At 69.7% G+C, this 14,469-nt stretch carries 11 protein-coding genes; 6 read left to right on the forward strand and 5 right to left on the reverse strand.

What is annotated here, in order from left to right:
• Nucleotides 1-107: 107 nt before the first annotated feature.
• The 3 genes from O3Q52_RS05425 to O3Q52_RS05435 form a co-directional block, all read right to left on the reverse strand.
• A complete protein-coding gene (locus O3Q52_RS05425) occupies nt 108-2,588 on the reverse strand; it encodes a SpoIIE family protein phosphatase (RefSeq protein ID WP_269647641.1) in 2,481 nt (826 codons plus the stop codon).
• Nucleotides 2,585-6,586 (reverse strand): HAMP domain-containing protein, encoded by a 4,002-nt coding sequence (locus tag O3Q52_RS05430; RefSeq protein WP_269647642.1) that lies wholly within the window; start codon nt 6,584-6,586, stop codon nt 2,585-2,587. Before O3Q52_RS05430 ends, O3Q52_RS05425 begins: the two co-directional genes overlap by 4 nt.
• 331 nt (nt 6,587-6,917) lie before the next feature.
• Complete coding sequence (locus tag O3Q52_RS05435; protein WP_269647643.1) at nt 6,918-7,796, reverse strand: RNA polymerase sigma factor SigF; 879 nt, start codon at nt 7,794-7,796, stop codon at nt 6,918-6,920.
• A 439-nt stretch (nt 7,797-8,235) separates the two neighbouring features.
• On the opposite strand from O3Q52_RS05435, the gene O3Q52_RS05440 reads away from it, so the two are divergent.
• From O3Q52_RS05440 to O3Q52_RS05460, 5 genes are all read left to right on the forward strand, one after another.
• On the forward strand, nt 8,236-9,123 hold the full coding sequence (locus O3Q52_RS05440) for a SigB/SigF/SigG family RNA polymerase sigma factor (RefSeq protein ID WP_269647644.1): 888 nt from the start codon (nt 8,236-8,238) through the stop codon (nt 9,121-9,123).
• 44 nt (nt 9,124-9,167) lie between these two features.
• Nucleotides 9,168-9,452, forward strand: a complete 285-nt coding sequence (locus O3Q52_RS05445) for a DUF5133 domain-containing protein (RefSeq protein WP_269647662.1) — start codon at nt 9,168-9,170, stop codon at nt 9,450-9,452.
• Between the two features lie 295 nt (nt 9,453-9,747).
• Nucleotides 9,748-10,683: a sensor histidine kinase gene (locus tag O3Q52_RS05450; protein WP_269647645.1), complete on the forward strand. Its 936-nt coding sequence runs from the start codon at nt 9,748-9,750 to the stop codon at nt 10,681-10,683.
• A gap of 157 nt (nt 10,684-10,840) precedes the next feature.
• Nucleotides 10,841-11,212, forward strand: coding sequence for a PRC-barrel domain containing protein (locus tag O3Q52_RS05455; RefSeq protein WP_269647646.1), 372 nt, complete (start codon nt 10,841-10,843; stop codon nt 11,210-11,212).
• 119 nt (nt 11,213-11,331) lie between these two features.
• The gene (locus O3Q52_RS05460; protein WP_269647647.1) at nt 11,332-11,793 is read left to right on the forward strand and encodes an ATP-binding protein; all 462 of its coding nucleotides are present in this window, start codon (nt 11,332-11,334) and stop codon (nt 11,791-11,793) included.
• Between the two features lie 43 nt (nt 11,794-11,836).
• On the opposite strand, the gene O3Q52_RS05465 is transcribed toward O3Q52_RS05460, so the two are convergent.
• Nucleotides 11,837-12,271, reverse strand: coding sequence for an ATP-binding protein (locus O3Q52_RS05465; protein WP_269647648.1), 435 nt, complete (start codon nt 12,269-12,271; stop codon nt 11,837-11,839).
• Nucleotides 12,272-12,538: 267 nt separating this feature from the next.
• On the opposite strand from O3Q52_RS05465, the gene O3Q52_RS05470 reads away from it, so the two are divergent.
• On the forward strand, nt 12,539-12,715 hold the full coding sequence (locus tag O3Q52_RS05470; protein WP_143642537.1) for a hypothetical protein: 177 nt from the start codon (nt 12,539-12,541) through the stop codon (nt 12,713-12,715).
• Nucleotides 12,716-12,740: 25 nt separating this feature from the next.
• Here the strand turns inward: O3Q52_RS05470 and O3Q52_RS05475 are convergent, their stop codons facing one another.
• Nucleotides 12,741-14,438, reverse strand: a complete 1,698-nt coding sequence (locus tag O3Q52_RS05475) for a dolichyl-phosphate-mannose--protein mannosyltransferase (protein ID WP_269647663.1) — start codon at nt 14,436-14,438, stop codon at nt 12,741-12,743.
• Nucleotides 14,439-14,469 lie beyond the last annotated feature (31 nt).

Consider the following 14,469-nt stretch of genomic DNA (forward strand, 5'->3'; position numbering starts at 1 on the left):
AGTACCTCCCGAAGAATTGACGGCTTGGGCCGGTTACCCCCCTGTGCGCATTCGATGCCCCCGGCGGCCGCCCGCGCGACGTGATCAGACTCTCGTCGGCGCCGCGGCTACGACACGCGGATGCCGATGATGCAGGTGTCGTCGTCGGTGTCCGACCTGCTGTACGTGAGCAGCCGGTCCAGCTGCTGGTCGAGCGTGGACGGGGCCGTACGGACCATCGTCAGCAACTGGGTCATGGACTCCTCCATCGAGCGGTCCCGGCGCTCGATCAGGCCGTCCGTGTACATCAACAGCGTGTCGTCGACCGCCAGTTGGATCTCGTCCTCCTCGTACGTCACCTGGGGTGCCGCGCCCAGCAGCAACCCCTTGACGAGAGGCAGGGACGTCGCCCCCGTGTCGCGTACCAGCACGGGCGGCAGATGACCGGCCCTCGCCCACCGCAACGTACGGTTCTGCGGGTCGTAGAGGCCGCAGACCGCGGTGGCGGTGACGGTGCCCGTCAGATGGTGCGCCACGCTGTTGAGCCACGTCAGCAGCTGTCCCGGGCCCGCGCCCGTCACGGCCAGTCCCCGCAGCGCGTTCCGCAGGACGACCATGCTGGTCGCCGCCTCCATGCCGTGACCGGCCACGTCACCCACGCACAGGAGCACGAGACCGGACGGCAGGACGACCGCGTCGTACCAGTCGCCGCCCACCAGATGCTCCGTCTCGGCCGGCCGGTAGCGGACCGCCACGTCGATACCGGGGGCCCGCAGCGGATCCTGGGTCGGGGGCATGATGGCGTGCTGGAGCTGCAGCGTGAGGCGGCTTCGCTCGGTCGCCTGCTGCTCGGTGTGGGCGAGCTGGACACGGGTGGCGGCGAGCGCGACCTCCGTCCAGTGCTGGGCTGAGATGTCCTGGTATGCCCCGCGTACGACCAACAGCCTGCCGTCGGCGTCGAGCACCGGCTCGGCCACCACCCGGATGTGGCGCGTCACCTCGTCGGGACGCCGGAGCCGGAACGACGCGGACGCGGGCCGCCGGTGATGGAGCAGGGTGCGCAGGAAGCGGCCGATGGCGACGGCGTCGTCCGGATGTGCGTGGACGGGCAGCTCCTCCAGTGGCACGGGCGCGCTCGACGGGGGCCTGCCGTACAGGGTGAAGAGCTGGGCGTTCCAGGTGATCTCACCCGTGAGCAGATTCTCCTCGAAGCCACCGATACGGCCCAGGCGCTGTGCGTGCTGCAGGATGCTCGCGAGCCGTGCCGTCTCGTCCTCGATGCGCCAGATGAGCAGCACGCTGTTGGCGTGCCGGCTGATGCTGATCTCCGCCACGGCCGACAGCGGCACCTGGTCGACGAGAGCCGTGAGGTTCATGCGCTGCGCGCGGAACGGCTCGCCCGTGGCGTAGACGCGCTCGATCCGCTGGAAGAGGTCGCTCTCCCCGGCGGCCATCGGGTACGCCTCCAGCAGCATCGCGCCGTTGACGAGGCCGCGCGGCCGGCCCGCCGGATCGAGGAAGCGGCTGTTGACGTGATGGATGTGGAAGTCGACGAGCTGCCCGCGGTCGAGATAGGGGACGAGGACCAGCGCGGGGTCGTGCAGCCCGTCGGCCAGGTCCACCAGTTCGGTGGCGTCGGGGACGACACGCGGCTCGCGCAGGGCCTCGTCGCCGTGGACGAAGGCGTACGTCTCCAGCGTGCGGGCGCACAGTTCCGCCAGGGCCTCGACCTGCCGGACCACCTGGGGCGGTTGCGGTTCCAGCCGGGAGGGCCAGACGATCTCCAGCGCCCCGTGGATCCGGCCTCCGGTGCCGGCGGGAACGGCAACCCTGCCACCGTCGGGGTACTGGTGCTGGCCGATCGAGGGAAGTCCGGTCTCGGCCAGTGATCCGATCCACTGCCCGGCGCGCTCGGAGAGGCTGGTGCGCGCCACCGTCACCACCCCCGGGGGCACGTGGTGCCAGCGCCCGGCTTCCGCCGGGGAGAACCCGGCGCTGCCGGCCAGCGTCAGGGAACCGTCGGAGCGCACGGTCCAGATGGCCACGGCCACCGCGCCGAGCGGCGTCAGCGCGTGCTGGGGCAGGGAGTCGGCGACGGCCTGGGTGTCGGGCGCGGCCAGCGCACCGCTCTCGGCCTCCCGCATCCGTACGGCGGGGGAGTGGCACCGCGACGGTGCATCTCCGGTAGGAGCGTCGGTGGACTTCGCCGCGGTCAGGAAGGCGTCGGCCACCTCCGAAAGCCGGTCGCGGGCCGCCTGGTTGATGACCTCGACGGCGAGTTCGAGTGTGCTCACCCCGGCCTGCTCGGTGAGTTCGGCGAGCTGGCGGGCGGCCTGAGCGGGCCCGCATCCCAGCCGCTCCACCAGGATTCCCTTGGCGAGTTCGATCAGGGCACGTCCGTCGGCCTCGACCTGGGCCGCACGCACCTCGCGGCGCAGGCGTTCCACCGTCGCGGCGAGCCTGCCCACCGGGTAGGTCGCGAGAAGGGCGGCCGAATCCTCGGGCGACTCGTCCCCGGAGTCCTCTGCCGTCTCGTCGGCAGGCACCTCCGCGGACTCGTCCGGCGACCGCTCTTCGGCCGGATCAGGACACTGCTCGGTGCGGGTCACGCGGGCAGCCACTGGCGGACGCAGGCGATGAGGTCGTTGGTGTCGACCGGTTTGGTGACGTAGTCGCTCGCCCCGGAGGCGAGACTCTTCTCCCGGTCGCCGGGCATCGCCTTCGCGGTGACGGCGATGATGGGAAGCCCCGCGTACTGGGGCATCTTCCGGATCTCCGCCGTGGCCGTGTAGCCGTCCATCTCCGGCATCATCACGTCCATCAGGACGAGTGAGATGTCCGGGTGGTGGAGCAGCGTCTCGATGCCCTTGCGGCCGTTGTCCGCGTGCAGCACGTGGAATCCCTGGAGCTCCAGGATCCCGCTGAGCGCGAAGAGATTGCGTGCGTCGTCGTCGACCACCAGGACCGTGCGGCCGAGGAAGGCGTCCTCGACGGGGTGCGGTGTCTCGGGCTGCGGTTCCTCGGCGCGGGCCAGGGAGGGAACATCTCCCAGCTCCTCCGCCGAGAGGTGCAGGGCGATGCGCTCGCGCAGTTCGTCGAGGCTCGACAGGAACTCCAGGGCACGCGTGCCCGAACGGGCCTGCAGCGCCTGTTCCTGCGCCAGATCGGCGCGGTGACCGCTGTGGACGAGGACCGGAACGTTCGCGAGCGCGGAGTCGCCGTGCATCGCGTCCAGGAACCTGGTCGCCTGGCCGTCCGGCATGCCGAGTTCCAGAACGACGCAGTGGCACGGTCCCGCGGCCAGCGCGCTCGCCGCCTCCTGTGCCCCGACGGCGGTGATGACGTCGACCGTGCCGCGTGGATCACCGGTGTCCGGGCCGTGGGCGACGTCCGCGACCGTGCTCTCGGCGACCAGGGTCAACAGGCCGCGCTGCCGTTCCTCGACGACCAGCAGACGACGCCTGCGGCTCCGGGGCGGGGCGGCCTGGCCCGAGGGCTGTGCCTGCGCCGCCGACTCCTCGGACGGAGCCGCGGTGAGGGCCTTCTCGGACGACCGGTCGCCGCTCAGGAGGTCCTCGAAGTCGGCGCGCGCCACGGGCAGGAACAGCGTGAACGTGCTGCCCTGTCCGGGCGTGCTGGCGACGGTGACGGCACCGCCGAGCAGGTGTGCGATCTCCCGTGTGATGGACAGACCGAGGCCGGTGCCGCCGTACTTGCGGCTGGTCGTCCCGTCCGCCTGCTGGAAGGCTCCGAAGATCGTCTCCAGATGCTGTTCCGGGATCCCGACCCCCGTGTCCCGCACGCGGAACGCCACGATGGTGCCGCCCCGGAGCACGCCGTCGGGTACTTCGTCGTCGGCCGCCGGTTCGATACGGAGCTCGACGCCGCCCTGCTCGGTGAACTTGACCGCGTTCGACAGCAGGTTGCGCAGCACCTGACGCAGCCGGGAGTCGTCGGTGAGGAGGTCGCCGGGCGCCCCGGGCGCGGTGCGCACGGTGAAGTTCAGGCTCTTCTGTGTCGTCATCGGCCGGAAGGTCGCCTCGACGTACTCGAGAAGCTGCCGCAGCGGGACGCGCTCGGGGGCGAGTTCCATCTTCCCGGCCTCGACCTTCGACAGGTCGAGGATGTCGTTGATCAGCTGCAGCAGGTCGGATCCCGCGGAGTGGATGATGCCCGCGTACTCGACCTGCTTCGGGGTGAGGTTGCGTGAGGGGTTCTGCGCAAGGAGCTGGGCGAGGATGAGCAGACTGTTCAGCGGGGTCCGCAGCTCGTGGCTCATGTTCGCCAGGAACTCCGACTTGTACTTGGAGGCCAGCGACAACTGCTGGGCGCGGGTCTCCAGTTCCTGTCGCGCCTGTTCGATCTGCAGGTTCTTCGCCTCGATGTCACGGTTCTGCGCGACCAGCAGTGAGGCCTTCTCCTCCAGTTCCTCGTTGGAGCGCTGCAGTTCGTCCTGCTGGACCTGCAACTCCTCGGAGCGGGCCTGCAGTTCGGTGGTCAGTCGCTGGGACTCGTCCAGCAGCTCGTCGGTCCGCGCGTTTGCCACGATGGTGTTGACGTTGACGCCGATGGTCTCCATCAGCTGGCCCAGGAAGTCCTGGTGGATCTGCGTGAAGCGGGTCACCGATGCCAGCTCGATGACTCCGAGCACCTGGTCCTCGACCGTGATGGGCAGCACCACCAGGGCGGTCGGCACGGTCTGGCCGAGCCCGGAGGAGATGGTCACGTATCCAGGCGGCAGCTCGTCCACGGAGATGGTGCGGCGGCTGCGCGCGGCCTGGCCGACCAGTGAGCGGCCGAAGGGGATGCGGACGGGACGCCCGTCGTCGTCGGGCCATCCGTACGAGCCGACGAGCCGCAGCTCGTGGCCGCGCCCGGCCTCCTCCGCGAGGTAGAACGCGCCGTACTGGGCCGACGCCAGGGGCGCGAGCTCGTCCATGATCAGCTCGGCCACCACGGACAGGTCCCGGTGGCCCTGCATCAGGCCGGAGATCCGCGCGAGGTTGGTCTTGAGCCAGTCCTGCTCCTGGTTGGCCCGGGTGGTCTCGCGCAGGGACTCGACCATCGAGTTGATGTTGTCCTTGAGCTCGGCGACCTCGCCGGATGCCTCGACGGTGATCGAGCGCGTCAGGTCGCCCTCCGCGACGGCGCTGGTGACCTCGGCGATCGCGCGCACCTGCCGCGTCAGGTTGCCCGCGAGCTCGTTGACGTTCTCCGTCAGCCGCTTCCAGGTGCCGGAGACACCCTCGACCTCGGCCTGTCCGCCGAGCCGTCCCTCGCTGCCGACCTCGCGGGCCACGCGAGTCACTTCGGCGGCGAACGCGGAGAGCTGGTCGACCATCGTGTTGATCGTCGTCTTGAGTTCCAGGATCTCGCCCCGGGCGTCCACGTCGATCTTCTTGGACAGATCGCCCTTGGCCACCGCCGTCGTCACCAGCGCGATGTTGCGCACCTGGCCGGTGAGGTTGTTCGCCATCGAGTTGACGTTCTCGGTGAGGTCCTTCCACGTGCCCGCCACGTTCGGCACCCGGGCCTGCCCGCCCAGGCGGCCCTCGGTGCCGACCTCGCGGGCCACCCGGGTGACCTCGTCCGCGAAGGCGGACAGCGTGTCGACCATGGTGTTGATGACGTCAGCCAGGGCCGCGACCTCGCCCTTGGCCTCGACCGTGATCTTCTGGGAGAGGTCGCCGCGGGCCACGGCGGTGGCGACCTGGGCGATCGAGCGGACCTGGCCCGTCAGGTTGGACGCCATCACGTTGACGTTGTCGGTGAGGTCCTTCCAGGTGCCCGAGACACCGCGGACGGTGGCCTGCCCGCCGAGATTGCCTGCCGTGCCGACCTCGCGGGCCACGCGCGTCACCTCGTCGGCGAACGCGGACAACTGGTCGACCATCGTGTTGATGGTCTCCTTGAGCGCGAGGATCTCGCCCCGGGCGTCGACGGTGATCTTCTGTGAGAGATCGCCCCTGGCCACCGCGGTCGCCACCTGCGCCACGTTGCGGACCTGGGCGGTCAGGTTGCTCGCCATGAAGTTCACGGAGTCGGTCAGGTCGCGCCAGGTGCCCTTGACGCCCTTGACGTCCGCCTGGCCGCCGAGCCGCCCCTCGGTGCCGACCTCGCGGGCCACCCGGGTCACCTCGTCGGCGAACGCGGAGAGCTGGTCGACCATCGTGTTGATGGTGTTCTTGAGCTCCAGGATCTCGCCGCGGGCCGGCACGTCGATCTTCTGGGAGAGGTCGCCCTTGGCGACCGCCGTCGCCACCTGCGCGATGTCGCGGACCTGGGTGGTGAGATTGCCCGCCATCGCGTTGACCGAGTCGGTGAGATCGGCCCAGGTCCCGGAGACGCCCGGTACTTCCGCCTGTCCGCCCAGCGTCCCCTCGGTACCCACCTCGCGCGCGACACGGGTGACTTCCGAGGTGAACACGGACAACTGGTCGACCATGCCGTTGAAGACGGTGGCGATGTCGCCGAGGAGGCCCCCGCCGTCGTCCGGCAGACGTGTGCCGAAGTCTCCGTCCCGTACCGCGGTCAGCCCGGCCAGCAGCCGGCGCAGCTCCGGTTCGCCCGGAGTGCGGCCGACAGGGTCGGTCGTCTGGCTGGTCATGCGCACCCTCGTTCCGTTCAAGACAAGAGTCCCGTGAAAGGGGGGACTCGGAACTTCAGGCCCACTGCCGGACCCCTCCTCGTCGGCGCGGACCCGAGAATTCGGGGCCGCCGGTTGAGGAAGTACGCCGCAGGCTAACCCGAAGGTCATGCCGTGAACAAAGGCCGAGCCAGATTGGCGCCGGGGAGGGTGATCTTCCCTGGGCCGGGCCAGAGGAGTCGCGCACGACAGAGCCCGCCGCCCTGCTGTCGCGAGGTGAAAACGCTCGCGAGAGCGGGGACGGCGGGCTCGACGATTCGGTGCCGGATCAGGCGGCCGACCGGACGGTGCTTCAGGCCACCGAGGGATCGAGCAGACCGGCGCGCAGCCGCTTGATGATGCGACTGATCAGTCGCGACACGTGCATCTGCGAGATGCCGATGACCTCACCGATCTCCGCCTGGGTCCGCTCCTCGACGAACCGCAGATGGATGATGAGGCGCTCCCGCTCGTCGAGTTCGGCGATGAGGGGGGTCAGGGAGTGGAGGTCGTCCACGAGCTCCAGCGCCCGGTCGTCCTCGCCGATGAAGTCGGCCAGAACGGTCTCGCCCTGCGAGTCGCCGTCGGAGGTGAGGGCCGCGTCGAGCGATGAGGAGTTGTAGCAGTTCGCCGCCTTGCGGGCCTCGATGACCTCTTCCTCGGGCAGCGACATGAGCTGTGACAGCTCGGCGGTCGTGGGCGTACGCCCCAGACGCGTCCGCAGTTCCTCCGTGGCCTTCGCCAACTCGACCCGGGCCTCCTGCAGTCGGCGCGGCACATGGACGGCCCAGCTCGTGTCGCGGAAGAACCGCTTGATCTCGCCGACTATGTAGGGGACGGCGAAGGAGGTGAACTCCACCTCGCGGGTCAGCTCGAACCGGTCGATGGCCTTGATGAGCCCGATGGTGCCGACCTGGACGATGTCCTCCATCGAGTCGCCCCGCCCGCGGAACCGGGAGGCCGCGTACCGTACGAGGGACAGGTTCATCTCGATCAGGGTGTTGCGCGCGTACTGGTACTCGCGGGTGCCTTCCTCCAGCACGGCCAGGCGGTCGAAGAACTGTCGGGACAGATCGCGAGCGTCCTTCGGCTTGATCAGGGACGGTTCGTCGATGAGAGGAAGTGCTGTCTCGTCGACCGTCTGCGTCCTCTGTGCCGTGGCCGTTGCTTCGCCTGCCGTCACGGCTGTCATGCCGTCCACCCCACTCGTCGGCGCTGATGTGTCAAAGCCCGCATGCCCTGCTTCGGGCCGCCCACTCCTTCTGAGAGGCAAGAGAAATCGGGCGCCGGGAGGATCTGGCCGGAAGTCGCCCCTTTGTTCCCTCTCCTGAGGGGGTTTCGGGCGGGCGCCGGCCAGGAACGAGGCCAGGCCGGAGCCGTGACGGGGCGGGAATCCCGCCGCCACACCGTGTGGTCGATTTCGAGAAGCGGTGTTTTTCCTCGGGAAGCCCGGGCAAGCGGAATTTCGTGCTTCGGACCGGAGGCACGTCCGTAGGAGCGAGTACGTCCGTGCTCCGGGGGTCTCCGGGCGGCTCGGGCGGCACTCCTCCTGCGGCATTCCCCCGCAAGCCAATGTTCAGGAGCGAATCCGTATGCCTAGCGATTTGTCTATAAATCGATCTGACAAGCCCGTGAGCACGGAGACGGCCGTCCGGCCGGACTCGACCACCCGGCCGTCAGCCCATGCGAAGCACTCGCACGACGACGCCCCTGACGCCGCGGCCGCGTTCGCCCGGCTTGCCGAACTGGAGGACGGGCCCGAGAGGGACGCCGTACGCGACGAACTGGTGACCGTATGGCTGCCCATGGCCCACCGGATCGCCGGCCGTTTCCGCGACCGGGGCGAATCGGTCGAGGACCTGCGCCAGGTCGCGGCCATGGGACTGGTGAAGGCGGTCGACCGGTACGACCCCTCGCGCGGGGCGTTCGAGAGTTACGCCGTGCCCACCATCACCGGTGAGGTGAAGCGGCACTTCCGGGACCGGATGTGGGCCCTGAGAGTGCCCCGCCGCGTCCAGGAGCTGCGCAACAAGGTGCGGCTGGCCCGTCGGGATCTCACGCTGAATCCCGGCGCCCCGGAGCCGACGGTGGCCGCGATCGCGGCACACACGGGCCTGACGGAGGACGAGGTCGGCGCGGGGATGGAGGCGATGGAGAGCTTCAGCACGCTGTCCCTGGACGCCGAACTCGCCTCCGCGGACGACAACTACAGCCTCGCGGACACCCTGGGGGACGTCGATTCCTCGTACGAGCTGGTCGTCGACCGGGAAGCGGCCAGGGAAGGACTGCGCCGGCTGCCCGAGCGTGAGCGGGCCATCCTGTACATGCGCTTCTTCGAGGACATGACGCAGACCCGCATCGCCGATGTGCTCGGCATCTCCCAGATGCACGTCTCACGTCTCATCAGCCGCAGTTGCGCGCGTGTCAGGGACGAGGCGATGGGCGGGCAGCAGCCACAAGGCGGTGGTCACGATGCCGACGGGCGGACCGGCACCGACGGACGCACCAGGGCCGCGTGACGCGCAAGGCCGAGGACGCCGAGGAGGTCGGAGGAGTGAGCCCGATGCTGATGCCCCATCCCGCGACCCTGCGCAGGCTCGTGGACGAGTACGAGGCGCTGATCGCCCCCGAGGGTGAGGGCGACGCCGTGGCGAAACCTGACCAGCGGGCGCAGGACCTCGCCTACACGCTCTGCGTGTCGACCGGCACGCGCGATGTGAGGCGTGCCCTGGAGAGGGCGCGCCGCCATCTCGCGGCCGCCCGGCAGGCCGTGGCGCCGATGCCTGCGCGGCCTGCCGGTACGGGCGGTATCCAGGTACGTGACGGTGGAGAGGCAGTCACCAGGTGAACCCCGCGGGCCGGTCGCGCAGACGTGCGACCGGCCCGCGGGCTGCGCGGCGGCGCCTCGGGCACATTCATGGAACGCCAGTGCGACGGCGTATTGTGGCCTCCCGGGGTGGCACCGGTGGACCTGAAGGGCAGCACGGACACATTGTTGTCGGTGTCGAGGTCCTGCAGCGGCGGGCCGCCCCGGCCGAGTCGGCCGACGGCCGGCTTCGCGCCCGGAGCCCACACGACCCGGGCCGGGCGGTGGCGGATTGCCCAGACCTCCCGGCCCCTACCCCGACGACTGGTGGGGCGGCATGACGACGACGGCCACCGAGGACGCCCCCTTCGTCCATCCTGCGCTCTTCTACCGCGGTGACCAGGAGTACGTGGCCGGGACGGTGCCCTTCCTCCTGGAGGGACTGGCGGCGTCGGAACCCGTCGCGGTGGCCGCGCCCGTCCCGCGGCTGGAACTGATCGCGGCGGCGCTGGGAACGGCGGCCGACGCCGTGCACTTCGTCGACATGACCAGGGCCGGCCGGAACCCCGGCCGCATCATCCCGTCGGTCCTGCGGGCCTTCGCCGACGCCCGGCGCGGCGGTCATGTGCGCATCATCGGGGAACCGATCTGGTCCGGCCGCACCGCCTCGGAGTATCCGGCCTGCGTCCAGCACGAGGCCCTGATCAACGCGGCGTTCCGTGGTCGGGACGTGACCATCCTCTGTCCGTACGACGCCCGGTCGCTGCCGGACGACGTACTCGCCGACGCCCACGCCACGCACCCCGTGCTCATCACGGCGGGCCGGCAGTCGGTCAGCGGGGCCTACGACCCGTTGAAGGTGCTCGACCGCTACAACGAGCCGCTGCTGTGTCCGCCCGGGGCGGCGACGGTCCGGTTCGACGCCGAAGCCCTGCCCGTCACACGGGACTTCGCTCTCCAGGAGGCACGGGAGCGGGGGATGGGCGCGGTCCGCCTGCAGGATCTGGCGCTGGTCGTGGCGGAGTTGACCACGAACAGCGTGGTGCACGCGGGCGGAGGGGGAACGCTGCGTCTGTGGGCGGAGAGCGAGCAGATCGTCTGCGAGGTCCAGGACGCCGGCCGGCTGACCGACCCCCTCGTGGGCCGCCGTCCGGCTCCCCCCGACCAACTCGGCGGCCGGGGCCTTCTCCTCGTTCACCACCTGTCGGATCTGGTGCGCGTGCACACCGACGAGCACGGCACGACGATCCGCAGCTACGTGGCGCGCGCATAAAGCACGCGGGAAGACCCTTTCGGCGAAATCGTTGCGAATGCCAGTCCGTCGGCAGGGTATTTGCTGCCCGTGGAGCATCACGGGCGGCGGATGTCCGGCCGCGGTGCCCCACCCGGGCTCACACGAGACGGAATGCACACGGGACGGAAGGAGCGGCGTGGTCACCGACAGAATCTGGTCGTACGCAGGGGACAGCGGGCACACGGAGGGGCAGCGGCTCACGGGGTTCACGGTGGTGGCGTCCGACGGCACGGTCGGGCATGTGGACCGGCAGGCCGACGACTCGGGGCTGCGCCATCTGATCGTCGACACCGGAGTCTGGCTGTTCGGCAGCAGTGTGCTGATACCCGTGGGCGTCGTCACCGCCGTCGACGCCGGGGCCCAGGAGGTCAGGGTGGCGTGCACCGAGGAGGAGATAAAGGCCGCGCCGCGGTTCAAGACCGATCGCGAGACGCTGGACCCCGAGTACCTCGCCGGTGTCGGCGACTACTACCGGAGTCTGCCTCCACGACGGGCGACCACACCCTGACCCGGCACGACGGTCGGGGGATTCGTACCCATGGTCGCGCGCTCAGTGGGAAGACGGTTGTGGACGGACCCGTTCTGGGACCCGGCATCGAGCAAGCAGATCTCAGGGGCACGACGGATATGGACCGAATCGACACGACTGCCTTCGCGTCGCCCGACCGCAGGTCCGGTGGGACGTCGATGACGGCGGTTCCGATCACGACCGCGGCGATGGCCCGTGCCCACGTCCGCGCCGTGGTGCTGGAACAGTGGAGCTCCCCGCCCCGCAGGGCGACGGAGACCGCTGTCATCGATCTCCTGCTGGTCGTCTCGGAACTGGCCGCGAACGCCGTCCGGCACGGGGGCGGGCTGGTCGGGGTCGACGTGACGTCCACGCGTGAGGGCGTGCGGCTGGCCGTGCACGACAACAGTGATGTCGTCCCGGCCGCCGCCTTCGGCTCGGGCGGCCTTCCCTCGGCCCATCACGGCAACGGCTACGGCTGGCCGCTGATCATCCGGCTGGCCCGCGACATCGCCATCGAAAGGCGTCCGGGAGGCGGCAAGACGATCCGCGTCCTGGTGCCGCTCCAGACCGTGCCGTAGGGACGCAGGAGCCGTAGAGCAATCCAGGGCACGCCGGGGAACCTCACCAGGGCATGAACACGTGGATGTCCTTGCCCTTCTCGGTCGGCACCACGCTCACCTGGTCGCACAGCGTGTGGATCAGATGCCATCCCACGCCCCCGTCGTTACGGCCGGGGCGGAAGGGACGGGGCGCCGGTGGTGTGGTGCTGGTGTCGTGCATCGTCACGTGCACACCGTCGAACGTGCGCCGCAGGTGCAGCGTGAACGGGCCCGGCGCGTACTGCACCGCGTTGGCGGCCAGCTCCGTGACGATCAGCAGGATGTCGTCCCAGCGTTCGGGCTCCGCCGGTGGCGAGGCACGCGTGAGCGCAAGGAGGAACCCCTCCGCGGCGAGTCGTGAGCCCGTCACATCGGACGGTTCGCCGGCGAATTCGGTGGTCTGGGTGTAAGTCTCCTCAGAAGGCAGTTTGTCGTCCCAACGCGGCTCGGTCGCCATCACGGCTTCCCCCAGCCCATTCCCTGTGGGGCTGTGGCGCTTGCTTTGCTTCCACCGTTGCTGCTTCCCGACGGCAAAGCGCTTAGTCGTCCGGTTCCGGAGACGATGGCAGGGACTCCGGAATGCGGTGGTCTGCGGGGATTCCGCTGTGGTCGGCGAGTACCACGATCGGCCCGGGTCATGGGTGTCTGATCCGGCCGGGCCGGGGCACTCGTCGAGTGGGAGTGGGATCTGACCCCACTCCGTAAACCGCAGAGAGGGGAATCCATGCTCGGCATGGCAGCGGCCGTCCTGTTCCTCGTCGCGTTCCTGATCAACGCCGCGGAGATCTCGACCAACGATGTCTTCACCTCGACCAACGTGATGCTGATAGGGCTGATCGTGCTGGCCCTGCATCTCGCCGGGGTCGGCAGTGGCCTGGCGACCAGGGGCCGCCGAAGGTGACATACGGAGCGCGGTCCCGTATCCCTCAGATCCAGGTGTCGAGCCACATCCTCGAATGCCAGTCGGAATACGGGATCGTCGCACCCGTGTAGATCGGGAAGAAGTAGATGAAGTTCCAGACGATGAGCAGTACGAGGACACCCGCGCTCATCGCTCCCACGGCCCGGCGTCTCTCACTCGACCCCGGCGGCCCCAGCATCGCGCCCACCAACATCGCGACGGCCAGGCACAGATACGGCACGAAGGCGACCGCGTAGAAGGAGAAGATCGTACGGTCCTGGTACAGGAACCAGGGCAGATAGCCGGCACCCACGGCGCACAGGACGGCGCCCGCACGCCAGTCGCGGCGCAGCGCCCACCGGTAGAGCAGATAGAGGAGCGCGAAGCACGCCGACCACCACAGCAGCGGTGTGCCCAGCGCGAGGACCGCCTGGGAGCAGCCGGACGCGGTGCGGCAGCCGTCCTGTGCGAAGTCCGTCTCGTACGAGTACGCCACCGGCCGTCCGAGGACCAGCCAGCTCCACGGGTTGGACTCGTAGCGGTGCCAGGAGTCCAGCCCCACGTTGAACTCGTAGACCCCGTGCTCGTAGTGCCACAGGCTGCGCAGCGGGGCCGGGATCCACGACCACGGGCCGCCCCGGCCGTCCGCCCAGTGCCGTCCGTAGCCCTTGTCGGTCAGGAACCAGCCGGTCCAGGTCATCAGATACGTGACCAGGGCGACCGGCGCGAGGGACAGTACGGACCAGCCGAGATCCTTGCGCAGCACCGACAGATACGGGCGGCGCGCGCCGGCGACGCGGCGGGAGGCGACGTCCCACAGCACGGTCATGACCATGAAGAACGCCAGGACGTAGAGGCCGTTCCACTTACTCGCGGCCGCCAGGCCCAGAAGTGCGCCGGCCGCGATCCGCCAGGGCCGTACACCCATCCCCGCGTGCTCGCCGGTGTGTTGATGCGGACCCGCGAAGCCGTCCGCGTCCACCGGCAGGGCTTCCGCGAGACGGGCCCGCGCCCGGTCCCGGTCGACCAGCAGACACCCGAACGCGGCCAGCACGAAGAACATGACGACGAGGTCGAGCAGAGCGATGCGGCTCATCACGAAGTGCAGGCCGTCCACCGCCAACAGCAGCCCGGCCAGACAGCCCAGCGCCGTCGAACGGAACAGCCGGCGGCCTATTCGGCACAGCATCAGCACCGACAGCGTGCCGAGCACCGCCGTCATGAAACGCCAGCCGAAGGGGTTCAGGCCGAACATCCACTCACCTAGGGCGATCACCCACTTGCCCATCGGCGGGTGCGCCACGAAGGTCCCGGTGTCGGACAGCGGGATCACCTGAGGGTCCGCCAGGATCTGCGGGTCGGCGATCTTGCGGTCCGGCCACGTCCCCTCGTAGCCGAGCTTCAGCAACGCCCAGGCGTCCTTGGCGTAGTACGTCTCGTCGAAGGCCACGGACCGCGGCCGGCCCAGGTTCCAGAAGCGGATCGCTCCGGCGAGTACGGCGACGAGGACCGGACCGATCCAGCCCATCGCCTTCAGGACGCGGTAGGTCAGTGCCGGACTGAGGCCCAGGGCCTCGCCGACGCGTGTGCCGGGCTCCGGGAAGGGCGGGACCAGAAGGTCGCGGGTGTCGGTCCGTGGATGCCCCGTGTAGCCGAAACGGCGCAGCCGCCTCGCCCAGGGAGGGGAATCCGTCTTCGGGTGGGCGTCGGTTTCGGCGCCCACCTGCGCCGCGATGTCACTGGTCACCGGGTCA

This window comes from Streptomyces sp. ActVer, from assembly GCF_027270795.1.
Classification (GTDB): domain Bacteria; phylum Actinomycetota; class Actinomycetes; order Streptomycetales; family Streptomycetaceae; genus Streptomyces; species Streptomyces umbrinus_A.

Bases quoted from the DNA above. Each gene is read 5' to 3' on its own strand.
- O3Q52_RS05465 (WP_269647648.1), bottom strand. From the start codon at position 12,271: ATGGCGACCGAGCCGCGTTGGGACGACAAACTGCCTTCTGAGGAGACT.
- O3Q52_RS05430 (WP_269647642.1), bottom strand. From the start codon at position 6,586: ATGACCAGCCAGACGACCGACCCTGTCGGCCGCACTCCGGGCGAACCG.
- O3Q52_RS05435 (WP_269647643.1), bottom strand. From the start codon at position 7,796: ATGACAGCCGTGACGGCAGGCGAAGCAACGGCCACGGCACAGAGGACG.
- O3Q52_RS05470 (WP_143642537.1), top strand. From the start codon at position 12,539: ATGCTCGGCATGGCAGCGGCCGTCCTGTTCCTCGTCGCGTTCCTGATC.
- O3Q52_RS05450 (WP_269647645.1), top strand. From the start codon at position 9,748: ATGACGACGACGGCCACCGAGGACGCCCCCTTCGTCCATCCTGCGCTC.
- O3Q52_RS05460 (WP_269647647.1), top strand. From the start codon at position 11,332: ATGGACCGAATCGACACGACTGCCTTCGCGTCGCCCGACCGCAGGTCC.
- O3Q52_RS05445 (WP_269647662.1), top strand. From the start codon at position 9,168: ATGCTGATGCCCCATCCCGCGACCCTGCGCAGGCTCGTGGACGAGTAC.